The 24,203-nt window shown below is 66.3% G+C and carries 22 protein-coding genes; 18 read left to right on the top strand and 4 right to left on the bottom strand.

Annotated elements, in window-relative coordinates:
- The first annotated feature begins 223 nt into the window (after window positions 1–223).
- The 10 genes from queF (at window position 224) to ARC63_RS02250 (ending at window position 10,084) form a co-directional block, all read left to right on the top strand.
- A complete protein-coding gene (gene queF / locus ARC63_RS02295) occupies window positions 224–1,042 on the top strand; it encodes an NADPH-dependent 7-cyano-7-deazaguanine reductase QueF (protein WP_057502420.1) in 819 nt (272 codons plus the stop codon).
- A gap of 171 nt (window positions 1,043–1,213) precedes the next feature.
- Entirely contained in the window at window positions 1,214–1,507 is a 294-nt protein-coding gene (locus ARC63_RS02290; protein ID WP_005419771.1) for a LysM peptidoglycan-binding domain-containing protein, read from the top strand.
- A 45-nt stretch (window positions 1,508–1,552) separates the two neighbouring features.
- Window positions 1,553–2,065 (top strand): hypothetical protein, encoded by a 513-nt coding sequence (locus ARC63_RS02285; RefSeq protein ID WP_032130280.1) that lies wholly within the window; start codon window positions 1,553–1,555, stop codon window positions 2,063–2,065.
- Between the two features lie 342 nt (window positions 2,066–2,407).
- A complete protein-coding gene (locus ARC63_RS02280) occupies window positions 2,408–4,630 on the top strand; it encodes an NADP-dependent isocitrate dehydrogenase (protein ID WP_057502419.1) in 2,223 nt (740 codons plus the stop codon).
- A 278-nt stretch (window positions 4,631–4,908) separates the two neighbouring features.
- Entirely contained in the window at window positions 4,909–5,874 is a 966-nt protein-coding gene (locus ARC63_RS02275; RefSeq protein ID WP_057502418.1) for a hypothetical protein, read from the top strand.
- Window positions 5,867–6,415, top strand: coding sequence for a GTP-binding protein (locus ARC63_RS02270; RefSeq protein ID WP_010481027.1), 549 nt, complete (start codon window positions 5,867–5,869; stop codon window positions 6,413–6,415). The genes ARC63_RS02275 and ARC63_RS02270 overlap by 8 nt, the downstream gene beginning before the upstream one ends.
- Window positions 6,408–6,824 (top strand): roadblock/LC7 domain-containing protein, encoded by a 417-nt coding sequence (locus ARC63_RS02265; RefSeq protein WP_057502417.1) that lies wholly within the window; start codon window positions 6,408–6,410, stop codon window positions 6,822–6,824. Before ARC63_RS02270 ends, ARC63_RS02265 begins: the two co-directional genes overlap by 8 nt.
- Window positions 6,825–6,877: 53 nt before the next feature.
- On the top strand, window positions 6,878–7,237 hold the full coding sequence (locus ARC63_RS02260; protein WP_005419760.1) for a hypothetical protein: 360 nt from the start codon (window positions 6,878–6,880) through the stop codon (window positions 7,235–7,237).
- Between the two features lie 164 nt (window positions 7,238–7,401).
- The gene (aceK, locus tag ARC63_RS02255) at window positions 7,402–9,132 is read left to right on the top strand and encodes a bifunctional isocitrate dehydrogenase kinase/phosphatase (RefSeq protein ID WP_057502416.1); all 1,731 of its coding nucleotides are present in this window, start codon (window positions 7,402–7,404) and stop codon (window positions 9,130–9,132) included.
- Between the two features lie 61 nt (window positions 9,133–9,193).
- The gene (locus ARC63_RS02250; protein WP_029379722.1) at window positions 9,194–10,084 is read left to right on the top strand and encodes an energy transducer TonB; all 891 of its coding nucleotides are present in this window, start codon (window positions 9,194–9,196) and stop codon (window positions 10,082–10,084) included.
- Between the two features lie 34 nt (window positions 10,085–10,118).
- Here the strand turns inward: ARC63_RS02250 and ARC63_RS02245 are convergent, their stop codons facing one another.
- The 3 genes from ARC63_RS02245 to trxA form a co-directional block, all read right to left on the bottom strand.
- Window positions 10,119–11,693: a sensor domain-containing diguanylate cyclase gene (locus ARC63_RS02245; RefSeq protein WP_057502415.1), complete on the bottom strand. Its 1,575-nt coding sequence runs from the start codon at window positions 11,691–11,693 to the stop codon at window positions 10,119–10,121.
- 207 nt (window positions 11,694–11,900) lie between these two features.
- On the bottom strand, window positions 11,901–13,643 hold the full coding sequence (gene rho, locus ARC63_RS02240) for a transcription termination factor Rho (protein WP_029379723.1): 1,743 nt from the start codon (window positions 13,641–13,643) through the stop codon (window positions 11,901–11,903).
- A 229-nt stretch (window positions 13,644–13,872) separates the two neighbouring features.
- Complete coding sequence (trxA, locus tag ARC63_RS02235; protein WP_005411275.1) at window positions 13,873–14,202, bottom strand: thioredoxin; 330 nt, start codon at window positions 14,200–14,202, stop codon at window positions 13,873–13,875.
- A 510-nt stretch (window positions 14,203–14,712) separates the two neighbouring features.
- Between trxA and rhlB the strand changes: the two genes are divergently transcribed.
- The 8 genes from rhlB (at window position 14,713) to ARC63_RS02200 (ending at window position 22,766) form a co-directional block, all read left to right on the top strand.
- The gene (gene rhlB / locus ARC63_RS02230; protein ID WP_010481045.1) at window positions 14,713–16,434 is read left to right on the top strand and encodes an ATP-dependent RNA helicase RhlB; all 1,722 of its coding nucleotides are present in this window, start codon (window positions 14,713–14,715) and stop codon (window positions 16,432–16,434) included.
- A gap of 169 nt (window positions 16,435–16,603) precedes the next feature.
- Complete coding sequence (gene ftsE, locus ARC63_RS02225; RefSeq protein ID WP_005419728.1) at window positions 16,604–17,290, top strand: cell division ATP-binding protein FtsE; 687 nt, start codon at window positions 16,604–16,606, stop codon at window positions 17,288–17,290.
- Window positions 17,291–17,293: 3 nt separating this feature from the next.
- On the top strand, window positions 17,294–18,241 hold the full coding sequence (ftsX, locus tag ARC63_RS02220) for a permease-like cell division protein FtsX (RefSeq protein ID WP_010481047.1): 948 nt from the start codon (window positions 17,294–17,296) through the stop codon (window positions 18,239–18,241).
- A 7-nt stretch (window positions 18,242–18,248) separates the two neighbouring features.
- A complete protein-coding gene (locus tag ARC63_RS02215; RefSeq protein WP_019338974.1) occupies window positions 18,249–19,091 on the top strand; it encodes a response regulator in 843 nt (280 codons plus the stop codon).
- Window positions 19,088–19,801: a uracil-DNA glycosylase gene (gene ung / locus ARC63_RS02210; protein WP_019338973.1), complete on the top strand. Its 714-nt coding sequence runs from the start codon at window positions 19,088–19,090 to the stop codon at window positions 19,799–19,801. Before ARC63_RS02215 ends, ung begins: the two co-directional genes overlap by 4 nt.
- 279 nt (window positions 19,802–20,080) lie before the next feature.
- Window positions 20,081–20,956 (top strand): RNA polymerase sigma factor RpoH, encoded by an 876-nt coding sequence (rpoH, locus tag ARC63_RS02205; RefSeq protein WP_006473441.1) that lies wholly within the window; start codon window positions 20,081–20,083, stop codon window positions 20,954–20,956.
- Window positions 20,957–21,273: 317 nt separating this feature from the next.
- Entirely contained in the window at window positions 21,274–22,275 is a 1,002-nt protein-coding gene (locus ARC63_RS23540; protein ID WP_228354853.1) for an RHS repeat domain-containing protein, read from the top strand.
- 59 nt (window positions 22,276–22,334) lie between these two features.
- Window positions 22,335–22,766 (top strand): DUF2247 family protein, encoded by a 432-nt coding sequence (locus ARC63_RS02200; RefSeq protein WP_158003716.1) that lies wholly within the window; start codon window positions 22,335–22,337, stop codon window positions 22,764–22,766.
- A gap of 149 nt (window positions 22,767–22,915) precedes the next feature.
- On the opposite strand, the gene purD is transcribed toward ARC63_RS02200, so the two are convergent.
- Window positions 22,916–24,199 carry a phosphoribosylamine--glycine ligase gene (gene purD / locus ARC63_RS02195; RefSeq protein WP_057502414.1) on the bottom strand — a complete coding sequence of 428 codons (1,284 nt, stop codon included), beginning with the start codon at window positions 24,197–24,199 and terminating at the stop codon, window positions 22,916–22,918.
- Between the last annotated feature and the right edge of the window lie 4 nt (window positions 24,200–24,203).

Raw genomic sequence — 24,203 nt, 5'->3', positions numbered from 1 at the left:
TCCGACAGATCGCGGAAAACCGTCGAAGGCGGGGTGGGTCCGGCTGCAGGGGCGTGAGCCGCATGGATGCGGCGACCGAGCTTACATGGACGTACTTGCAGCGGCCCCCAGCCAACCCACCCTCCCGGCCGACCCCGAGATCCTGTCCTGAACCACCACGGAGGGGCTCCGCCGTTGGCCGGCCCGGCCGAAGGCCCGCCGTCCGCGCGATACAATGACGCCCATGAACACCCCACAGGATTCCAGCCTCGGTCGCGAGGTCAGTTACCCGTCGCAGTACGATCCCGGCCTGCTGTTCCCCATCCCCCGCAGCGGCGCCCGCGCCGAGATCGGCCTCGATGACGCCGCGCTGCCGTTCGTCGGCCACGACCGCTGGCACGCCTTCGAGCTGAGCTGGCTCGACCCGCGTGGCAAGCCGCAGGTCGCCGTCGCCACCGTGCAGGTGCCATGCACCTCGCCGCGGCTGATCGAATCGAAGTCGTTCAAGCTGTACCTCAACTCCCTCAACAGCACCCGCATCGACAGCGCCGAGGCTCTGCGCGCGCGCATCGTGGCGGATCTGTCGGCCTGCGCCGGTGCGCCGGTCCAGGTCGAGTTCGGCCTGCCGGGCCTGCGTGAGACGCCGCTCGGTGAATCCATCGACGGGCTGGACGTGGAGATCGACTGCTACGGTCCGCCGCAGGCGGACTTCCTCGCCGCCGATGCGGGCGAGGTGGTGGAAGAGACCCTGGTCTCGTCGCTGCTGAAGTCCAACTGCCCGGTCACCGGCCAGCCGGACTGGGCCACGGTCAGCCTGCGTTACCGCGGGCCGAAGATCGACCGTGCCGGCCTGCTGCGCTATCTGGTCAGCTACCGCGAGCACGCCGAGTTCCACGAGCAGTGCGTTGAGCGGATCTTCAGCGAGGTGACTTCGCGCTGCCAGCCGCAGTGGCTGGAAGTGGAGGCCCGTTATACCCGCCGTGGTGGCCTGGACATCAATCCCTGGCGCGCCAGTCCCGGCATCGCCGCCCCGGCTGCGACCTACCGCGAACTGCGCCAGTAACCGTCGCAGGCGGTTACGGGTAGCGCCGGGCCACGCCCGGCGAGCGCAGCGGCCACCTTCCGCCCCGATTGTTCAGCCGCCCCCGGGGGCGGCTTCACATCTGCACCATCCCCATTTAACAACCTCCATGGCACCGTGCGAACCACGTAGTCATGCAGACGGGAGTTGTGGATGAGTACCGAGAAGAAAGCCGATTTCTCCGGCGTCAGTGGCAGCGTCGACAGTACCGCCGAGCAGGTGCCGAAGGCGGACTTCTCCGGCGTCAGCGCCTCGGTGGACAGCACCGCAGACGTTGTCAGCGGCGGCACCTATACCGTGCAGAAGGGTGACTCGCTGTCGAAGATCGCCAAGCAGCATCTGGGCGACGCCAACGCCTGGAAAAAGATCTTCGAAGCCAACCGCGATGTGCTTGATGACCCGGACAAGATCTTCCCGGGCCAGACCCTGAAGCTGCCGCCGAAGTAAGCCGGCCATCGAACGCCGTCCGACAATCCCTGGGAGGAACCCCGAATGATCAAGACCACCCCGCTCCAGACCGCCCTGATCGCCGCCCTGCTGGGCAGCGTCGCCTTGGTCGGTTGCAAGAAGAAAGAAGAGTCGACCGACAGCAACGCCGCTCCGGCAGCGACCGCTCCGGCCGAACCGGCAGCACCCGCACCGATGACCGGTGCGCCGCCGCCGATGGCCGAAGCTGCTGCAGTGAGCGTCTCGGCGGTCACCGTCGGCAAGACCGCAGCCGCCGACAAGTCGGTTGCGACCACGGCATTGTTCGCACCGAAGGACGACGTCATCGTCTCGGTCAAGACCGACGGTGCCGCCAACAACGTCACCGTTGGCGCGAAGCTGACCTACCAGGACGGCCAGGTGGCCGGCGAACAGAACGCCACGCTGAACACCAGCGGTGCGGAAACCACCAACGTCACGTTCAAGAATGCAAAGGGCTGGCCGGCCGGCAAGTACCGCGCCGAGGTCACCGTCGATGGCAAGGCGGCCGGAACGCCGCAGGAGTTCGAGGTCAAGTAAGTCCTGCCGACTCTCTCCCGGCAGGGCTCACGATGGACGCAGCCGCGAGGCTGCGTCCTTTTTTATTGGGCGACGATTGGCCCCATCCACGCATGGCGTGGAGCTACTGACAACCGGGCCGCGCTTCACCCGCACGATGTGCGGATGGATCACAGCGTTGCCGGCATGCAGTACCACTGCGTATGGCGTGGCTTTGCCCCGCGCGGCTGAAAACGCGACAATGCAGGGGTTTCCCCGCCGCGCGCCCACCCTGACGGCGACGGGGGAAAGCGACACGGTTGCACGTGGCCCGGCGCTGGCGCCGGCCTTCCCCTGAGCATTGCTACAGAGTCCAAGTCCCCCATGTCCAAGATCCTCTACACGCTGACCGACGAAGCCCCGTTCCTGGCCACCCAGTCGCTGCTGCCGATCGTCGGCGCCTACACCGCCACCGCAGGCATCGTGGTGGAAACCCGTGACATCTCGCTGTCCGGCCGCATCCTGTCGCTGTTCCCGGAACTGCTCAGTGACGCGCAGAAGGTCAGCGACGACCTGGCCGAGCTGGGCCAGCTGGCGACCACCCCGGACGCCAACATCATCAAGCTGCCGAACATCTCCGCCTCGGTGCCGCAGCTGAAGGCGGCCATCAAGGAACTGCAGGACCAGGGCTATCCGCTGCCGGATTACCCGGAAACCCCGGCCGACGACCAGCAGCGCGACTACAAGGCGCGCTACGACAAGGTCAAGGGCAGTGCGGTGAACCCGGTGCTGCGCGAAGGCAACTCCGACCGCCGCGCACCGCTGTCGGTGAAGAACTACGCGCGCAAGCATCCGCACCGCATGGGCGCCTGGGCGTCGGATTCGAAGTCGCACGTCGCGCACATGGCCGCCGGTGATTTCTACGGCAGCGAGAAGTCGGCCACCCTGGCCAGCGCCGGTGCGCTGAAGATCACTTTCCACGGCAAGGACGGCAGCACCGTCGTGCTGAAGGAAAAGACCGCGGTCAAGGCCGGCGAGATCGTTGATGCCGCGGTGATGAGCCGCAAGGCGCTGGCCGCGTTCATCGCTGAGCAGATCGCCGATGCCAAGGCCCAGGGCGTGCTGTTCTCGCTGCACCTGAAGGCGACCATGATGAAGGTCTCCGACCCGATCATGTTCGGCGTGGCGGTCAACGAGTTCTACAAGGACGTGCTGGCCAAGCATGCCGACGTGCTGAAGCAGGCCGGTTTCGATGCCAACAACGGCATCGGTGACCTGGCTGCGCGCCTGCCGTCGCTGCCCGAAGCCACCCGCGCTGCGATCGAAGCCGACCTGGCTGCCGAGTACGCACAGCGTCCGGGCGTGGCCATGGTCAACTCGGACAAGGGCATCACCAACCTGCACGTGCCGAGCGACGTGATCGTCGACGCCTCGATGCCGGCGATGATCCGCGACTCCGGCAAGATGTGGAATGCCGAAGGCAAGCTGCAGGACACCAAGGCCGTCATTCCGGACCGCTGCTATGCCGGCGTGTACCAGGCCGTCATCGACGACTGCAAGGCGCACGGGGCCTTCGACCCGGCCACCATGGGCTCGGTGCCGAACGTCGGCCTGATGGCGCAGAAGGCCGAAGAGTACGGCTCGCACGACAAGACCTTCCAGATCGCCGCCGATGGCGTGGTCAAGGTCACCGACGACGCTGGCACCGTGGTGTTCGAGCACGCTGTGGAAGCCGGTGACATCTGGCGCATGTGCCAGACCAAGGACGCGCCGATCCAGGACTGGGTCAAGCTGGCCGTCGAGCGCGCCCGCCTGAGCAGCACCCCGGCCGTGTTCTGGCTGGATGCCGCCCGCGCCCACGACGCGCAGGTCATCGCCAAGGTCGAGCAGTACCTGAAGAACCACGACACCAACGGCCTGGACATCCGCATTCTGCCACCGGTGGAAGCGACCTCGTTCTCGCTGGCCCGCATCCGCAAGGGCGAGGACACCATCTCGGTGACGGGCAACGTGCTGCGCGACTACCTCACCGACCTGTTCCCGATCATGGAGCTGGGCACCAGCGCCAAGATGCTGTCGATCGTGCCGCTGATGGCCGGTGGTGGCCTGTTCGAGACCGGTGCCGGTGGTTCGGCGCCGAAGCACGTGCAGCAGTTCGTCGAAGAGGACTACCTGCGCTGGGATTCGCTGGGTGAGTTCCTGGCCCTGGCCGCCTCGCTGGAACACCTGGGCAGCCGCTACGACAACGCTGCCGCCCGTGTGCTGGCCAAGGCCCTGGACGAAGCCAACGGCCAGTTCCTGGACAACGACAAGTCGCCGTCGCGCAAGCTGGGTGGCATCGACAACCGTGGCAGCCACTTCTACATCGCGCTGTACTGGGCCCAGGCCCTGGCCGCGCAGGACGAAGATGCTGCACTGAAGGCGCGCTTCGCTCCGCTGGCCAAGGCACTGACCGACAACGAGCAGAAAATCGTTGAAGAGCTGATCGCGGTGCAGGGCAAGGCCGTGGACATCGGCGGCTACTACCGCCCGGACGTGGCCAAGGCCAGCAAGGCGATGCGCCCGAGCGCGACCCTCAACGCCGCGCTGGAGCAGCTGCGCGGCTGATCCGTCGCCGTTCGGTCGTGACCCCGGAACCCGCGCTTCGGCGCGGGTTTCTTTTTGGGCGGCCCCATTCGACCCGCGTCCAGAACCGTGACATCCGTTGGCGGTCGGAATGCCGTCAAAGCGGCATGAAACTTGCCCGCGATGGCTGTCGCAGAACCGATCGGACACCGTCTGCAACCGCTTCCGATCTGAGCAGTCGATCACGACGGCTGCCGCTGGCGATGTCCTAGCCTTGGCGACGCGAGGCCACCGGGGAGGTGGCCGCACGGGGAACACGGATGGCACGCGTGCTGGTAGTGGGAACCGACATCCAGGGCGAGCAGGCCCTGCTGCAGCGGCTACGCGTAGCATCGGCGCTGCCGGACGGCCAGATCCGCCGCAGCCAGGATCTGGACGATTGCGACCTGCTGGTCATCCGCGATACGCCGGCGCTGCGCAACGCGGCCCTGCGCATGCGCCAGCAACGCCCGCGACTGCAGTGCTGGATCGAGGATCTGAGGGGCCAGCTGCGCGACGGCGATGGCCATCAGGACATACTTGATGACGGTGCCATCGGCCGCGCCCTGCGCGGGATGCAGTTGGCAGTGGAGCCCCTGACCATGCACGCACCCGCACCGATCCGTCTTGCCGATGGTGCGCACGCCATCACCCGCCTGCTGCGCGAGCGGCTGCCCCTGCGCCAGGGGCAGGCACTGCTGAGTGACGCGGGTGATCCCGTCCTGCTGATGGACCTCGAGCATGACCAGGCCGTGCTGCTGCAGGAGCCCGCGAGCGTGCTGGTGGAGCGTTTGGCCGATGCCTTCGAACGCCTGCAGCTGGATGCGCTCACGCCGGCTCGCTTGCAGGCCCTGGCCGGCGAGCGGCCACGCCAACCACTGCGGCCGCTGCTGTGGCAGTGGGCGCAATGCAGCCGCCATTGGCAGGCACTGGACGAACGCCTGCGTGGCGCCTCGGTGAAGCTGCTGCGCTGGCCGGATTTCCGCGTGCTGGGTCACGACCACGATGGCTTCCGCCTGTGTTCGCTGCTGCTCAAGCGCGCGTGCACGGTTGAAGAATGCGCGATGCTGCTCGAGTTGCCGGCTGCGGCGGTGCGTGATTTCATCCATGCCGCCTATCTCTGCGGTTACGCACAGTTGCAGAGCGCCCCGGCGGCACCGATGACGGCACTACGCGGCAATGGCACCGACAACGGCCTGCTTGCTCGCCTGTGGCGCCACCTGCGTGGGAGCGAGCGCAATGCGTGAGCACAAGGTGGTCGTGCTCGGTGGCATGGGCAGCGGCAAGTCGACACTCGTGCGCAGCATCGCGGCCGGGGCGGTGATCGACACCGATGTGGCCAACAGTGATCGCCTCGGCGCCGACAAGGCCTCCACCACCGTCGCGCTGGACTACGCAGACATCGACCTGCCCAACGGCGAACGCCTGCGGCTCTACGGGACACCCGGCCAGCAGCGCTTTGATTTCCTGTGGCCGATCCTGCTGCAGGGGGCACGTGGTGCGGTGCTGCTGCTGGACGCGCGCCGTGCCGGGTTGGCCGGCGAGCTGGAGGACTACCTGCAGGTGCTGCAGCCGTTCGCAGCGTCATTGGCGCTGGTGGTGGCGGTCACCCATCTCGACCAGGCGCCGCACGCTGCGCTGGACGACTGGGCTGCACGCGCCAGCCTGGATGATCAACCGCTGCCTTTGCTGGCGGTGGATGCCCGCGACCGCGAACAGGGATTGCTGCTGATGGATGTACTGATGAGCGAAATGGAAGCGCACGCACTGGTGGCCGCGCATGGCTGACGGGCAGATGGCGGTGCTGCCCGATGCCGGCCAGCGTGCGCGCCTGCAGCCGCTGCTGCAGGACCTGCAGCAGCGGGTGGAAGGCGTGCGCACGGTAGTGCTGGCCAGTGTCGATGGCTTTGCCCTGGTCAGCGCTGGTGCCGAAGGGCGCGGCGAACGGCTGGCGGCAATGACCAGCGCGATGCTGGCGCTGGCCGCGGCGGTCGGGCGCGAACTGCTGCTGGGGGATCTGCAGACGCTGATGCTGGAGGCGGCCGGCGGCAAGGTGCTGATGCTGGCGATCCAGGCCGAGGGACGTGCACCGCTGCTGCTGATGGCAGCCTGCGACCAGCGCAGCGTGATCGGCCAGGTGCTGTGGCAGAGCAGGGAATGTGGCCAGGCGATCCTGGCCGAACTCGGCGGATCGTGAGCCCGGCCGCAGGGGAACGAGGGGCTCGAACCAACATCGACAAGGGGTGCGACGTGGCTGGATTGAATGAATCGTTGAACGCACTGATGGGCATCGACGGCGCGCAGGCAGTGGCGCTGGTCGACTACGAAAGCGGCATGCTGCTGGGCGAGGCCGGTGCCGGCATGGACATGGAAGTGGCCGCCGCCGGCAACACCGAAGTGATCCGCGCCAAGATGAAGACCGCCGCGTCGCTGAACCTCAACGACAGCATCGAGGACATCCTGATCTCGCTGGGCAAGGCGTACCACATCATGCGCCCGGTGGCGAAGAAGAAGGGCTTGTTCTTCTACATCGTGCTGGACCGTACCAAGTCCAACCTGGCGCTGGCCCGGCGCAAGGTGCAGGACGTGGAGGCCGAACTGGCGATCTGAGCCATTGGCTTCGGTAGAGTCGAGCCCGCCCGACTGCTCTTTGCAACTGTAGAGCCGAGCCATGCTCGGCTGCTTCTGCCTGGATCAGCCGAGCATGGCTCGACTCTACACAAGCAACCCCACGCCAGCGTATGGTAAAGCCGGTCCTCCCGGGTGAGCCATGCATGTCCAAGCCTGACATCGCTACCGAGCTGGCGCCGCGTATCGCCGGTGCCATCCGCGATGGTTTCGAGCAGTACCATGCCCGCTTCGCGGCGATCACCGCGCGGGCGCGGCAGCGCTTCGAGCAGCGCGACTGGGCCGGTGCGCGACAGGATGCAGTCGAGCGCATCGCCCTCTACGACCTGTGCATCGCCGAGCAGATGGATGCGTTGCGCCGCCTCGCCGGTGACGCGATCGGCGAGCGCGCGCTGTGGCTGCAGGTGCACGCTGGCTACAGCGCGCTGTTGCAGGGCCTGATCGACGCCGAGCTGTACAAGACCTTCTACAACACGCTGTCGCGGCGCCTGTTCGCTACCCGCGGCGTGGACCCGGCGCTGGAATTCATTGCTTTCGACGTCGAGCCTTCCGATGCAATCACCCATCCCGTCGCGCGCCATACCTATGCCGTCTCGCCGACGCGGCCGGTGGAGGCCCTGCAACGCGTATTGGCCGATTATCGTTTCGACATTCCGTACGTGCACCAGCTGCGCTGCGCGGCGGCCATCGCCGTTCGCCTGCAGGACGACCTCGCCCATTGGGGGGACACGCCGGTACGCAGCATCGAACTGCTCGACACCGTGTTCTACCGCGAGCGCCGCGCCTATCTGGTTGGACGTGTATTCGGCGAGCACCGCTTCTCACCCTGCGTGATTGCCCTGGTCAACGACGCGCGCGGCCTGCGTGCCGATGCGGTGCTGACCCGGCGCCGTGATGTTGCCCATCTGTTTGGCGTGTCGCGCAGCTACTTCCAGGCCGATCTGGGTACGGTGGGCGATGCCGTGGTGTTCCTGCGCAGCCTGCTGCCGGGCAAGCCCATCGATGAGATCTACACGGTGCTGGGACGTGCCAAGCAGGGCAAGACCGAGCGCTACCGCACGTTCTTCCGCCACTTCAACGAGCACCCGCAGGAGCGGCTGGTGCATGCCGAAGGCACGCCGGGCATGGTCATGGCGGTGTTCACCCTGCCCAGCTATCCGCTGGTGTTCAAGCTGATCCGCGACCGTTTCGCGTGGCCCAAGGCGATGTCGCGGCAGCAGGTGGAAGAGAAGTACGCGCTGGTGTTCAATCTCGATCGTGTCGGCCGCCTGCTCGATGCGCAGCCCTATCGTCATCTGCGCTTTCCGCGCGCGCGTTTCGCGCCGGCCCTGCTGGACGAACTGCTGCAGCAGTGCGCGCAGAGCGTACGCGTTGATGGCGATGAGGTGGAGATCGCACTGTGCTACGTGCAGCGCCGTTTCCGTCCATTGAACCTGTACCTGCGCGAGCAGGGCGGGGAGGCGGTACGTGCAGCGGTGCTCGACTACGCGCAGGCGATCACCGACATGGCGCGCAACAACATCTTCCCCGGTGACATGCTGCCGAAGAACTTCGGTGTATCACGGCACGGCCGGGCCGTGTTCTACGACTATGACGAGCTGTGCCTGGTCAGCGACTGCGTGTTCCGTGCGTGGCCGCAGCCGCGTACGCCGGAGGAGGCCATGGCCGACGAGCCCTGGTTCCATGTTGGCCCGCGCGATGTGTTTCCCGAGCGCTTCGGTCCATTCATGGGCCTGCCGGCTACGGAGCTGGCAGCCGTGCGCGAGCACTACCGGCACCTGTTCGACCCGGGCTGGTGGCAGGGCCTGCAGGAACGCTTCGCACGAGGGGACTATCCGGATACGCCGCCCTATGCGGGTGCACACCGGCTGGCCTGAGCCGGCTGTCATGGGTATTGGGACTGAGGTACGCTCGCTGTTCATCACCAAGGATCCGGCAATGATGCGTTCTCCACTGTTTCTCGCCCTCGCGCTGGCCGTCGGTGCCGGCGCCCCCCTGCTTGCAGGTGACGCCACTGCGCAGACCGCACGCGCTGTACGTGCGACTGCGGAAATGAGCATGGTGCTGTCCGGTCATATCGAGGTCACGCCGGAGGGCGCGGTCAGTTCGCTGGTGCTGGACCAGAAAGCCATGGTCGCCCCGAGCATCGCCTCCTTCGTCGAAGGCACCATCGGTGGCTGGCGCTTCGAGCCCACGCTGCGTGATGGCCAGGCGGTGGCCACGAGGGCCCCTTTGCGCGTTCGCCTGCGCGGCAAGGCTGCGGCCGACGGCGGTTATGAAATCAGCATGACCAGTGTCGACTTCAGCGAGTACGATCCTGAGGCCACTGGTTCGGTGACCCCGCTGCACATGACACCGCCGCGCTACCCGGAGGCGGCCTACCGTAACGGTGGCCAGGGTGAGGTGCTGCTGCTGGTCAAGGTGGCGCGTGACGGAACAGTGGCCGACGTGGCCGCCGAGCAGGTGAACATGGCTGTGGTCGCGTCCGAGCGGACCCTGGCCAAGATGCGCGACATCCTGGCCAGAGCCAGCGTCAGCACCGCCCGCACCTGGACCTTCAAGCCACCGACCACCGGCGAGGACAGCACCCGGGACAGCTGGACGGTTCGCATCCCGGTGAACTTCGCCCTGAACCATGATCCCAATGCAGAGGCGGAACGCTATGGCCGCTGGCGCGCTTTCATTCCGGGGCCGCGGCAGAGCGTGCCGTGGCACGAGGCCGACCCGGTCGAGCAGGCCGGCAGCGATCTGCTGCCGGAAGGCGGCGTCTACATGGTGGACGGCGCCAAGCGCGGCCTGCGCCTGCTGACCCCGCTGCAACAGAGCTGAGACCCGCTGCGGAGCCGGGCAGCCCGGCTCCGCGTCAGTCGGCGTACGGGTAGACCACCACCCGGTTGCGGCCCTGTTCCTTGGCCATGTACAGCGCCTTGTCGGCCAGCCGCAATGCCTGCTCGGCGTCGACATGGAAGCTGGGGAAGTGGGCCACGCCCAGCGATACGGTGATGGTGCCGACCGGTTCGAACCGATGGTCGGCGATGTGCTGGCGCAGGCGTTCACCGGCCTGACGGGCCGATTCAGTACTGATGCCCGGCAGCAGCAGCAGGAATTCCTCGCCACCAGCGCGGCAGAGGATATCGCTGTCGCGCGAGTAGCGGCGCATCTGGTCGGCGATGTGGACGATGGCGTTGTCGCCGACGTCATGCCCGTAACTGTCGTTGATCGACTTGAAGCGATCGATGTCCAGCGCCAGGATCGCAAACGGAATGCCCTGCACCTGCAGCGCGTCCAGCGCCTGCTGCAGCCCGCGGCGGTTGAGCAGGCCGGTCAGCGGGTCGGTGCGGCTGGCACGGTTGAGCGTGCCGATACGATCCTGCAGGGCATTGAAGCTGTGCAGCACGGCCTGCTTGAGCTGGGCGACCTCGAAGTACCAGGCGCGGATGCCGCTGACATGGTTGATCGCATTGCCGGTGTCCTCGCCGCCCTGCACATTGCGCGCCAGCTGCCACAGCGGCATCGAAATGCGGCGCGCGAACCACCAGGTAACCAGCAGCGACAGCAGGCCGAGCGGAATCGCATTCCAGATCACCGCGGTCATCAACCGTGACAGCGGCTGCAGGGTGGCCTCGGTCGGGCGCTGGGCAATGATGCCCCAGCCAGTGGCCGCCACCGGCGCATAGCCGGCCAGCATCGACACACCACGGTTGTTGCGTACCTGCTGTGCGCCACGCTCCCCGCGCACCACGGCCTTCACCGCCGGGTTGCCGACCACGTAGTCACCCACCCGCTTGCCATCGGCGTGGTACAGCAGGCGGCCATTGCGGTCCACCACGTACAGGTAGGAGCCGTCGCGGTAGTAGTGCTTGCCCAGCAGCGTGTGCAGTGCGCTGCGCTGGCGCAGGTACAGGGTGCCGCTTACATAGCCGCGATAGCGACCCTGGCGGTCGAAGATCGGGTGCGACAGCGACACCAGCAGCTTGCCCGTAGCCGACTGGTAGGGATCGCTGATCATCGGCTGGCGCGCCGCCAGTGCCGCGTTGTTGCCGACACTGTGCAGCACCTCACCCTGCAGCTGCAGGGTCTGCGGCGAGGTGGCGATCACCAGGCCGTCGGCGTCCACCACCAGCGAGGAGTTGAAGCTGCTGGACTGCAGTTGCAGGCGGCTGGCTTCATCCTGGGCCTGCTTCGGATCGAGGTCGTGCTCGCCCAGGCGGGTCGCGGCATAGGCCAGCTGCTGCTGCGCAGCCAGCAGGAAGTTCTGGGTGGTCTCGGCCAGCTTGGTGGCATAGACGCGGTTGGCTTCCAGGGTGTTGCCGACCAGCTGGTCGCGCTGCACCCGGTAGCTGGCCAGCAGGGTGTTGGCCAGGGCGATGATGGCACTGAGCAGGGCCAGGGCGAGGATCAGCTTGCCCAGGTTGAGGCGGGGAGACGGCGTTCGCATGCGTCGACGGATCCGGCAGGAGGCTGGACCCGACCGGTTCTCCGGAAGGGGCGACAGCGGGAATCGGTGGCCAGGCCGTCAGGGCCGGGCAGGGGCCGGCGGATTATCGCCAAAAGTGGGCGGCGGCGAAGTGAAGTGCGTCGCCCTGCAGGCAAAAGAAAACCTGCCGCAGCGAGCGGCAGGTTTCTTCCGATGCAGCGCCGTGGATCAGCGCTTCATCGAACCGAAGAACTCGTCGTTGGACTTGGTGTTCTTCATCTTGTCGAGCAGGAACTCCATCGCGGCCATTTCATCCATCGGATGCAGCAGCTTGCGCAGGATCCAGATCTTCTGCAGCAGTTCCGGCTCGATCAGCAGGTCTTCGCGGCGGGTGCCCGAACGGTTGATGTCGATGGCCGGGAACACGCGCTTTTCAGCGATACGGCGGCTCAGGTGCACTTCGCTGTTGCCGGTGCCCTTGAACTCTTCGTAGATCACCTCGTCCATCTTCGAGCCGGTGTCGACCAGCGCGGTGGCGATGATGGTCAGGCTGCCGCCTTCTTCCACGTTGCGCGCGGCACCGAAGAAGCGCTTCGGGCGGTGCAGGGCGTTGGCGTCCACGCCACCGGTCAGCACCTTGCCCGAGCTCGGCACCACGTTGTTGTAGGCACGGGCCAGGCGGGTGATCGAGTCGAGCAGGATCACCACGTCCTTCTTGTGCTCGACCAGGCGCTTGGCGCGCTCGATGACCATTTCGGCCACCTGCACGTGGCGCGCGGCCGGCTCGTCGAAGGTCGAGCTGATGACCTCGCCGCGCACGGTGCGCTGCATTTCGGTCACTTCTTCCGGGCGCTCGTCGATCAGCAGCACGATCAGGTGCACGTCCGGGTGGTTGGTGGTGATGGCAGTAGCGACCTGCTGCATCATCATGGTCTTGCCGGCCTTCGGCTGCGACACGATGAGCGAGCGCTGGCCCTTGCCCTGCGGGGCCATCAGGTCGAGGATGCGGCCGGTGATGTCTTCCGACGAACCGTTGCCACGCTCCAGGGTGAAGCGGCGGCGCGGGAACAGGGCGGTCAGGTTCTCGAACAGCACCTTGTTCTTCGACGCTTCGATCGGCTCACCGTTGATGGTGTCGACGATGTTCAGCGCGAAGTAGCGCTCGCCGTCCTTCGGGAAGCGGATGCGGCCGGAGATGTGGTCGCCGGTGCGCAGGTTGAAGCGGCGGATCTGGCTGGGCGAGATGTAGGTGTCGTCCGGGCCGGCCAGGTAGCTGGCTTCGGCCGCGCGCAGGAAGCCGAAGCCGTCCGGCAGGATTTCCAGCACGCCGTCGGCGGCGACGCCGTCACCGTGGCGGGTCAGCACCTTCAGCAGGGCGAAGATCACATCCTGCTTGCGGGCGCGGGCCACGCCTTCGGAGATCTGCAGCTGCTCGGCGATTTCCAGCAGCTTCTGTGCCGGCATGCGCTTGAGGTCGCTCAGCGAGTAGACCGGGAAGCCCTCGGGCACGTTGGCGTGCGGGCGCGGCACGAACGGCTGCTGCTCGCCTCCGTCGTTGGGCAGGCCATCGTCGCGGAAGCGGTTGTTGCGGTCACGGTCGCGGCGGTTGCGGAAGCGGTCGCGGCGGTTGCCCTGGCCTTGCCCCTGGCCCTGCTGGCCGTTCTGGTTGTACGGGTTCTGGCCCTGGTTCTGGCCGCCCCCCTGGTGGTTCTGCTGGCGCGGCTGGCCGGATTCGCGACCCTCACCGCCTTCGCCGCCGCCACTGCTGGCAGGGGCCTCGGCGGCGGGCGCGCTCGGTGCGGGGGCAGCAGCCGGTGCCTCGGGCGCGGCGGCCAGCGGCAGGGTCGGCTGCGCCGGAGCGGCGCTGGTTTCGGCGGCTGCCGGGGCGGCGGCCTTGCTCACGCGGGGCTTGCGCACGCGCTTTTCGGCGGGCGCATCGGCGCTGCCGGTTTCGGAAGTGTTATCGGACAAGAGCGTTATTCCTCGCTTGAAGGTGCGAGCGCCCGGCTGGGGCGGCGAACGTTGGGAATGGGTCTGGAGGAAACTGCGTCCAGAGGGTGCGGCACGCGAACGCGGCCGGATATGCCGACACTATCATCGGCCTGCGGCGCCGTGCAAGGGCTGCCGGGAACAGCATTCATCATGGGCGCGGGGCGCCCGCCGGCAGCCGCGGTCGGCGGCTGCCGGAGAACAGCAGGAATCAGGCCAGGGCCTTGTCCAGCAGGCCGGCCAGCTGGGCCTTGCCCACCGCACCGATCTGCTCGCCAACCTTCTCGCCGTCCTTGAACACGACCAGGTACGGAATCGAACGCACGTGGTACTTGGCGGCCAGCGCACGGTTGTGGTCGACGTTGACCTTGGCGATCTTGGCGCGGCCCTGGTAGGCGTCGGCCAGCTCGTCCAGCGCCGGGGCGATCATCTTGCACGGGCCACACCACTCGGCCCAGAAATCGACCAGCACCGGTTCCTTGGAATTCAGCACTGCACTATCAAAGTCGGCGTCGCCGACATGTACAACCTTGTCGCTCATCTTGGTTTCTCGTCTTGGATTGCACCCGGCCATGCCGGAGGTGGGTGAACTGGGCCATGCCCGGTGGCGCGACCCTCGTCGTTGCCTCGCGGCGCACTGCCGCGGTGCGTTCGGCGGGATGCCTGGACGCTCACGGCCGGCAGTGTACCCCTATCGCAGGGCAGGGACAGGCGCCGGCTGGAACCCAGCGTATCGTGATCGCTTCGATACCGGGTATGTGTCGGATTTCACTGTCTTCCTGTACATGGGGCTGGCAGTGGGCGACACCAGCGGGCCTGGCAGGGCCGTTCAAGTCCGGTGTGGCTGGGTGAAGGGCGCCGTCTCTTGACTTTATGAGACAGGTCATTCCGGTTTGCTGGCCCGAGTGCGTTAAACTGGGGCATTGTGCGGCGCACGGACCGGGTGGTCCCAGCCTGCCAACCCGCCGCAGGGGCCGCAGTTTGCGACGGTGCCCCTAGACGCTGAAGTGCCAGCCGCCCCACGGGCCGGCGGCCATACCAAGACGGACTCATGAGCGACAAACCGCTGACCGATTTGACCTTTTCCTCCTTCGAGCTGCACCCGGCCCTGCAGGCCGGTCTTGAAGGAGCCGGATTCACCCGTTGCACCCCGATCCAGGCGCTGACCCTGCCCGTCGCGCTGCCCGGTGGTGATGTTGCCGGCCAGGCTCAGACCGGCACCGGCAAGACCCTGGCCTTCCTGGTCGCTGTCGTGAACCGCCTGCTGACGCGTCCGGCCCTGGCCGACCGCAAGCCGGAAGATCCGCGCGCGCTGATCCTCGCCCCGACCCGCGAACTGGCCATCCAGATCCACAAGGATGCGGTCAAGTTCGGTTCCGATCTGGGCCTGCGTTTCGCGCTGGTCTACGGCGGCGTGGATTACGACAAGCAGCGCGAACTGCTGCAGCAGGGCGTGGACGTGATCATCGCCACCCCGGGCCGCCTGATCGACTACGTGAAACAGCACAAGGTGGTGTCGCTGCACGCCTGCGAGATCTGCGTGCTGGACGAAGCCGACCGCATGTTCGACCTGGGCTTCATCAAGGACATCCGCTTCCTGCTGCGCCGCATGCCCGAGCGCACCACCCGCCAGACCCTGCTGTTCAGTGCCACCCTCAGCCATCGCGTGCTGGAGCTGGCCTACGAGCACATGAACGAGCCGCAGAAGCTGGTGGTCGAAGCCGAGACCATCACCGCCGCGCGCGTGCGCCAGCGCATCTACTTCCCGGCCGACGACGAGAAGATCCCGCTGCTGCTGGGCCTGCTGTCGCGCAGCGAAGGCGCGCGCACCATGGTCTTCGTCAACACCAAGGTGTTCGTCGAGCGTGTGGCGCGTTCGCTGGAAAAGGCCGGCTACCGCGTGGGCGTGCTGTCCGGCGACGTGCCGCAGAAGAAGCGTGAGAGCCTGCTCAACCGCTTCCAGAAGGGCCAGCTGGAAATCCTGGTGGCCACCGACGTGGCTGCGCGCGGCCTGCACATCGACGGCATCAAGTACGTCTACAACTACGACCTGCCGTTCGATGCCGAAGACTACGTGCACCGCATCGGTCGTACCGCGCGCCTGGGTGAAGAGGGAGACGCGATCAGCTTCGCCTGTGAGCGCTATGCAATGGGCCTGCCGGACATCGAGGCCTATATCGAGCAGAAGATTCCGTCCGAGCCGGTGACCAAGGAACTGTTGACCCCGCTGCCGCGCCCGGAACGCCCGGCCCCCGCAGCAGGCGAGGAAGGCGAGGACAACGAAAGCGTCGGCCAGATCTTCCGCGAAGCGCGCGAAGCCCGCGCCGCCGAGGAAGAGCGTCGGGGCGGTGGCCGTAGTGGCGGCCGTTCAGGCGGTGGTGGCCGTGGTGGTCGCGACGGTGAGCGCAGCGGCGAGCGCCGCTCGCGTGGCCCGCGCAAGCCGCGCGTGGAGGGCGAACAAGGCGCTGCCGCCCCGGCCGCCGGTGCCGAAGGCGCCGTTGCCCAGGCCCCGCGTCCGCCGCGCCCGCCGCGCGCCGAAGGCGCACCGGAAGGTGCGGTGGACGGCGAGCACAAGCCGCGCAAGCGCCGTCGTCGTCGCCACGGCCGTCCGGTCGAAGGTGCCGAGGGCGTGCAGAGCGCTGCCGGCAATGGCGCCAGCCCGGTCACCCCGGTGCAGGTGGTGGCCAAGCCGGTGCGTACCGCCGCTGATACCGGTGATTCGTTCCTGACCCGCATTGGCCGCAAGATCCGCCGGATGCTGTCGGGCAACTAAGCCGCCGATGGTGGGTGCGGACCTTGGTCCGCACTGAGCCGAGCATGGGCTCGGCTCTACAGCCCCCATGCCGCCCTGTAGAGCCGAGCCTACGCTCGGCTGCTCCCGCGGCTATCACCAATCGCGCCACCATCTCCACGACGTCGCGCCGGTCCTGCATAATCGGGGCATGAGTGTCCTGCGCTTCGACAATGTCAGCAAACAGTACGCCGGTGGCCACGAGGCACTGACCGATGTCAGCTTCGAGGTCGCGCCGGGCGAGATGCTGTTCGTCACCGGCCATTCCGGTGCGGGCAAAAGCACCCTGCTCAAGTTGATCCACCTGGACGAGCGGCCCAGCCGCGGTGCGGTGGTGTTCGACGAGCGCAACCTGCTGAAGGTGCGTGGCGGCGACGTGCCCCGCCACCGTCGCGCGGTGGGTGCGGTCTACCAGGACCATCGCCTGCTGATGGACCGCTCGATCGCCGAGAACGTGGCGTTGCCGCTGATCCTGCGCGGCACCCGCCGTGGCGACATCAACAAGCGCGTGCGCTCGGTGCTGGAGCGGATGGGCCTGGGCCATCGCGAGAAGGCGCTGCCCTCGCAGCTGTCGGCCGGCGAGCAGCAGCGCGTCGGCATCGCCCGCGCCATCGTCGGCGAACCCAAGCTGCTGGTGGCCGATGAGCCGACCGGCAACCTCGACCCGACCCTGGCCGCGGAGATCATGGCCCTGTTCGCCGAGCTGCCCTCGCGCGGCACCAGCGTGCTGGTGGTCAGCCACGATCTGCCGCTGCTGCGTCGCATGCGCAAGCGCGTGCTGATCCTCGACCACGGCCGGCTGGTGGATGACATCTCGCCGCAGGACCTGGCGGAGTAACGCATGGCGAAGAACGAAAACAGCGAAGCCGCCGCGCCCTCGCGCGTGGGCGTCTGGTTCCAGCACCACGTGCACAGCGTGGTGTTCAGCCTTGGCCGCGCCTGCCGCAAGCCGTGGGCGACCCTGCTGACGGTGATGGTCATGGCGCTGGCACTGGCCCTGCCGCTTGGCCTGTCGATCGCGCTGGACAACCTCAAGCAGTTCGCCGGCAGCGTGCAGCAGTCGCGCGACATCAACGTGTTCCTGAAGGGCAACGTCGATGGTCCCGGCGCACTGCGCCTGGCCGGCCAGCTGCGCGACCGCGACGACGTGGCCGAAGTGAACGTGCGCACGCCCGAGCAGGGCCTGCAGGAACTGCGCGATGCCGGCCTCGGTGAGGCGATCGACGCACTCAACGACAATCCATTGCCCTCGCTGCTGGTGATCACCCCGGGCCAGGGCAAGGACGACGCACGCCTGGCGCGCGCGCTGGAGAGCCTGCCCGAGGCCGACCTGGTGCAGCACGACGCACTGTGGCGCCAGCGTCTGGATGCCTGGCTGGCGTTCGGCGCACGGCTGGTGCAGGTGCTGTCGGTACTGCTCGGCGTGGGCGCCGCGCTGGTGGTCGGCAACACCGTGCGCCTGGATATCCAGGCGCGTCGCGAAGAGATCGGCGTGCTGCAGCTGCTCGGCGCCAGTGATGGCTTCATTCGCCGCCCGTTCCTGTACCTGGGCGCGTGGTATGGACTGGGTGCCGGCGCGGTGGCGCTGGCCCTGATTGCTGCGGCCGGCGCCGCCCTGCGCGTGCCGCTGGCCGAACTCTCGCGCAGCTATGGCAGCCCGTTCGTGCTGCATGGCCTGGACCTGCTGCATGGCAGCCTGGTCCTGCTCGGCACGCTGCTGCTGGGTTGGCTGGGCGCGTGGCTGGTGACCGGCCATTTCCTGCGCCAGACCCGCCCGACCGACACCTGAGACCGGCATGCAACCGCAAGCGCTGAAGCACCTTGAAGGGCCCGCGACGCGGGTGATGGTGGTCGACGGGTCGAAGCTGGTCCGCAAGCTGATCGCCGACGTCCTGCAGCGTGACCTGCCTGGCGTGGAGGTGATCGGCTGCGACAGCATCGAAGACGCGCAGCAGGCGCTGGCGCAGGGCCCGGTCGACCTGGTGACGACCTCGCTGACCCTGCGCGATGGCGACGGCCTGGCGCTGGCGCGGATGGTGCGCGAAGCGGCGGGCCAGGCCTATGTGCCGGTGATCGTGGTCTCCGGCGATGCCCAGCAGCACCTGGAGCAGCGCCGCTTCACCGAGTACGTCACCGACTATTTCGACAAGGCGCTGGGCCACGAGGCACTGGCGACCTTCGTCCGTGGCTATGTGCAGCCGCAGACCATTCCCGGCGCCACCATCCTCTATATCGAGGACAGCCGCGTGGTCGCCGAGGCCACCAAGCGCATGCTTGAGCGACAGCAGTTGAACGTGCTGCACGTGGTCAGCGCCGAAGAGGCGTTCACCCTGCTCACCGCCGAGTCGCTGGGCCGCAGCCGCCATCGCATCGACCTGGTGCTGACCGACGTCACCCTGAAGGGCGAGCTGAGCGGCCGCGACGTGGTGCAGCGCGTGCGCGTGGACTTCGGCTACGGCAAGCGCCGCCTGCCGGTGCTGGTGATGACCGGCGATGGCAACCCGCACAACCAGACCGGGCTGCTGCAGTCCGGCGCCAACGACCTGGTGCTCAAGCCGATTGAAGAACGGCTGCTGGTCACCAAGGTGCTGTTCCAGCTGCGCCTGGCCCGATTGAACGATGGACCCCTGATTCGATGATGGATGAAGTAGCCGGCACCCCGACGATCCAGCTGGAACCGAGCTGGAAACAGCATGTCGGCGATTACCTGATGCAGCCGCAGATGCGTGAGCTGTCCAGCTTCCTGCGCCAGCGCAAGGCCAGTGGTGCGGCGGTGTTCCCGCCCGGTCCGCAGATCTTCGCCGCGTTCGATGCCACGCCATTCGAGCAGGTGAAGGTGGTGATCCTCGGCCAGGACCCGTACCACGGCCGTGGCCAGGCGCATGGCCTGAGTTTCTCGGTGCCGCCGGGCGTGCCGGTGCCGCCGTCGCTGCTGAACATCTACAAGGAAATCGAGAGCGATCTCGGTATCCCGCGCCCGGACCACGGCTGCCTGATCCCGTGGGCGCAGCGCGGCGTGCTGCTGCTCAATGCCGTGCTGACCGTGGAAGAGGGCAAGGCCGGTGCGCACCAGGGCCGTGGCTGGGAGGGCTTCACCGACCACGTGGTGGACGTGCTCAACCGCGAGCGCGAAGGCCTGGTGTTCATGCTCTGGGGCGCCTATGCGCAGCAGAAGGGCAAGGTCATCGATACCCGTCGCCATCGCGTGCTGAAGTCGCCGCACCCGTCGCCGTTGTCGGCCCACCGTGGCTTCCTGGGATGCCGGCATTTCTCGATGGCCAACGAGTACCTGCAGCGTCGCGGCCAGGCCCCGGTCGACTGGTCGCTGCCGCCGCGTTCGGCGCTCTGAGCGGCGGTGCCGGTCCGGGGCTGAACGCCGGGCAACGTTTCCGGCCCTGAATGGGCGTCCGGGGACGGCCTGTTCAGCTAACCTTGACCGGAATCGGCCGGTTTCCGGCAGGTAATTGATTGAATTCCAAGGGATTGTGAATCCCGAAAAGCGCGCTCGCCACTGTCATCAAATCGCGCTACGGTAGGGCTCTGTTTGGGACCAGTGTTGCATCAATAGGATGCTGGAACTTTTTCCTCCTTTAGCAGTCCAAATCCCGGACTGCTAAGATGGGTGCCTATGAGCCAGAACACCTCTACTGCCCTTGTGGCAAACAATCTCCCGATTCCCAGTGCGCTCGGTTCGCTGGACGCCTACATCGGTGCCGTGCACCAGATCCCGGTGCTGTCGGTCGATGACGAACAGGACCTGGCCCGTCGCTTCCGCGACGGCAACGATCTGGACGCCGCCCGCGAGCTGGTGCATTCGCACCTGCGCTTCGTGGTGCACGTGGCCCGCGGCTACAACGGCTACGGTCTTGCACTGGGCGACCTGATCCAGGAAGGCAACATCGGCCTGATGAAGGCGGTCAAGCGCTTCGACCCGGACATGGGCGTGCGCCTGGTCTCCTTCGCCGTGCACTGGATCCGTGCCGAGATGCACGAGTTCATCCTGAAGAACTGGCGCATCGTGAAGGTCGCCACCACCAAGGCGCAGCGCAAGCTGTTCTTCAACCTGCGCAAGTCGAAGACGCGCCTGGGCTGGATGAACGCGGCGGAAGTCAGCGCCGTCGCCAAGGACCTGAACGTGTCCGAGCGCGAGGTCATGGAAATGGAATCGCGCCTGTCCGGTCGCGATATCGGTTTCGATGCACCGACCGACGAGGACAACGAACACGCGCCGCCGTCGCCGGCCGCGTTCCTGGTTGCCAACGACGAAGATCCGTCGATGGCCTACGAACGTGCCGACAGCGAAGACAACCAGATGCAGCTGCTGCGCGAAGGCCTGGCCGAGCTGGATGCGCGTTCGCGCGACATCATCCGCCGCCGCTGGCTGGATGCCGACAGCAAGGTGACGCTGCAGGAACTGGCCGACGAGTACGGCGTGTCGGCTGAGCGTATCCGCCAGGTTGAAGCGAACGCGCTGAAGAAGATGAAGGCGCTGTTCACCGCGTAAGGCATAGATCTTTGGTTCGGTTCCTGTTTCCGGCCCCGTTCTGATGAAAAGCCCCGGCGTTGGTCGGGGCTTTTCGTTTGACCGGCATGGCTGTTGGTAATGCGGGCCGCTGATCGGCTGCTTCAGTAGTACCAGCCCATGGCGGGCAGTCATGCGCTTCCGGTAGCCGTTCAATCCCTCGAGAGGTTTATAGCCAAGGGCCTGGTCCAATTCAGAATGGTCCCTCTGGCCTCAGTCCTGGAGTTGGACTCCGATGACTGCCTTCCTGTGCTATGAATGCCAAGCCTTGCTTCAAGGCTCTTTCATGGATTGGAATGATGCGCAGGTTCGGGGGAACTGCAGGCGGTGTGTCGACCCGCCTCGGGGGATTTGAAGATCGAACTCGCAAGCTGGGTGCCATAGGCGTCTGGCTGTGCTGCGTGCTGCTGATGGGCCTTGGCCTGTCACCATCCGCAATCGCCCAGACAACGATCACATACATTCACACTGATGCCCTCGGCTCGGTTGTGGCGGAAAGCGATGCCAACGGCAACGTCATCAAGCGATATGACTACGAACCCTACGGGGCCGTGGTAGGCGGTCAGGTCACGGATGGACCTGGGTACGCCGGACATGTGAGCGACTCGGCTACAGGGCTGAGCTACATGCAACAGCGCTACATGGATCCACAATTGGGCGTGTTTCTGTCGGTAGACCCAGTCACCGCTCACCAAATGCCAGTTGAGCAGTTCAATCGGTATCGGTACGCGAACGGGAATCCGTACAGGTTCGTCGATGCGGATGGAAGGCAGGCCGCAGAGCGATTCGTTGAGCAGCATCGGAGAGATATTGCTGCCGGAAATGGCGCCGTATACGAGCCGATGAGACCGGCCGCAATCGCCGTTACAGCGGCAATGGCTGCCCCAGTGCTGATCGAAGCTGGCATGGTTGCGATGGCCAATCCAAGTGTCGTATCGGCAGCTACCAGTATCGCTGCTGATATCGCAGGAGTTACAGGTGCCGGTGGAGCAGGTGTTGCGGCATCCAAAGCTCTGAGTGCAGAAGGTCGGGCACTTTTGAATTCCCGGCCTGTTGGAAGTGCACTCAAAGCGGACGCTGGGCACAATTCAGCGACCTTTATGCGAGAGACCGCTGCAGAAGCAGGTGTTCATACTCCATTGACAGGAGGCGACGGCGTGGTTCGCACTCTGACTCAGCTACCCGGTGAACTCAATGGAAAGGCTGGTCGGTTTGAATACATAGTCGACAAGGCTGGCGACTTGACCCATCAAAGATTTGTGGAAGGTGGCAGCATGAACGGAATACCAAACAAGAAGTGAGTGTCTACATGAGAACGTATGACTGTATTCAACCCTATGGGCCCTGGAGTCAGACCGAGGTGGCGTGGGCACTGGGGCGCCATCTGATTGACTTTGAGGTTGCGAAGCACTGCGCGTCGGAGCAGAAGGGACTGGAAGAGAAGTTCAATCTGAACTCCTTGATTGAAAGACTTGAAGGGGCTTTTCCCGATGAGCGTAATAGCGTAGCTGCGCAGTTGGCGGCATTCGACAAGAACTCAAACGAGGATGAGATTTTCAGAAGATGGCTGGTTGCATTTCTCGCGGACGCTTACGCTAAGCGCGATGAGATTGCTGATCCGCTCGGAGAGGTTGAGAGGATCTACGCTGATTTTGATTACCCGGAGTCTCTGGAGAGCTTTGTCAGGTACATGCCAGCTTCTGATGGGTATGATCCGGCTGCGCACTCACATGAGCAGAATGTTGCGCGGCTCTTCGAGAACTGGAAGCGTTATCTTGACTCGGCGAAGTAGCAGATTCACTCAGCGTAATTTCCTTCGCTTGACGTGCGTCGCTTCTTCCCGAAGCGCACCGTCCCGGCTTCCATGCCGAGGACGGTGAAGACTCCCAGAATCCGTGATCTGGTTCCATGCAGGAAGCTGTGTAGTGGATCTACCAGGTCTCACCCCTCGCGTGCGATCGCGCGCCAACCGATGTCGTTGCGGTGGAATTCGTTGGCCCAGGTCACCTTGGCCACGCCGGCATAGGCGTTCGCCTGCGCGTCGCGCACGCTGTCACCCAGTGCAGCCACGCACAGCACGCGGCCGCCGGCACTGAGCACCTGGCCCTGTGCATCCAATGCCGTACCGGCATGGAACACCTTGGCACTGGCCGGCACGTCGTCCAGGCCGGAAATCACGTCGCCGGTGATCGGCGCTTCCGGGTACGGCTTCGCCGCCAGCACCACGCCCAGCGACGGCCGCGGATCCCACTGTGCGTCGATCTGGTCCAGACGACCGTCGATGGCGGCTTCCACCAGTTCGACCAGATCCGACTGCAGGCGCAGCATCACCGGCTGGGTTTCCGGGTCGCCGAAGCGCACGTTGAACTCGATCACCTTCGGTGCGCCGCTGGCGTCGATCATCAGGCCGGCGTAGAGGAAACCGGTGAACGGGATACCGTCGGCGATCATGCCCTGCACGGTCGGGTTCACCACCTCGCGCATCACGCGGGCGTGCACCTCCGGGGTTACCACCGGCGCCGGCGAATACGCGCCCATGCCGCCGGTATTCGGGCCGGTGTCGCCGTCGCCGACGCGCTTGTGGTCCTGCGAGGTGGCCATCGGCAGTGCATGCACACCGTCCACCATCGAAATGAAGCTGGCTTCCTCGCCGTCGAGGAACTCTTCGATCACCACGCGCGCACCGGCGTCGCCGAAGGCGTTGCCCGACAGCATGTCACGCACCGCGTCCTCGGCTTCGGCCAGGGTCATTGCCACGATCACGCCCTTGCCGGCGGCCAGGCCATCGGCCTTGACCACGATCGGTGCGCCCTTCTCGCGGATGTAGGACAGGGCGGCGTCCACGTCGGTGTGCACGGCGTAGAACGCGGTGGGGATGTTGTGGCGGGCCAGGAAATCCTTGGCGTAGGCCTTGCTGCCTTCCAGCTGCGCGGCGGCGGCGGTCGGCCCGAAGATGCGCAGGCCGGCGGCACGGAAGCGGTCGACCACGCCGGCCACCAGCGGTACCTCCGGGCCGACCACGGTCAGCGCCACGCCTTCAGCCTGGGCCAGCGCCAGCAGGCCGTCGATGTCGGTCACTTTCACCGCCACGTTGCGGCACTTGTCTTCGCTGGCGGTGCCGGCGTTGCCGGGCGCCACGATCACTTCGGTGACACGGGAGGACTGGGCCAGCTTCCATGCCAGGGCGTGTTCGCGGCCGCCAGAGCCGATGACAAGTACGTTCATCACG

Origin of the sequence: Stenotrophomonas geniculata ATCC 19374 = JCM 13324 (assembly GCF_001431625.1) — a bacterium.
GTDB classification, from domain to species: domain Bacteria; phylum Pseudomonadota; class Gammaproteobacteria; order Xanthomonadales; family Xanthomonadaceae; genus Stenotrophomonas; species Stenotrophomonas geniculata.
Note: the sequence above shows the minus strand (reverse complement) of the source record. Positions and strands in the feature narration are given on the sequence as shown.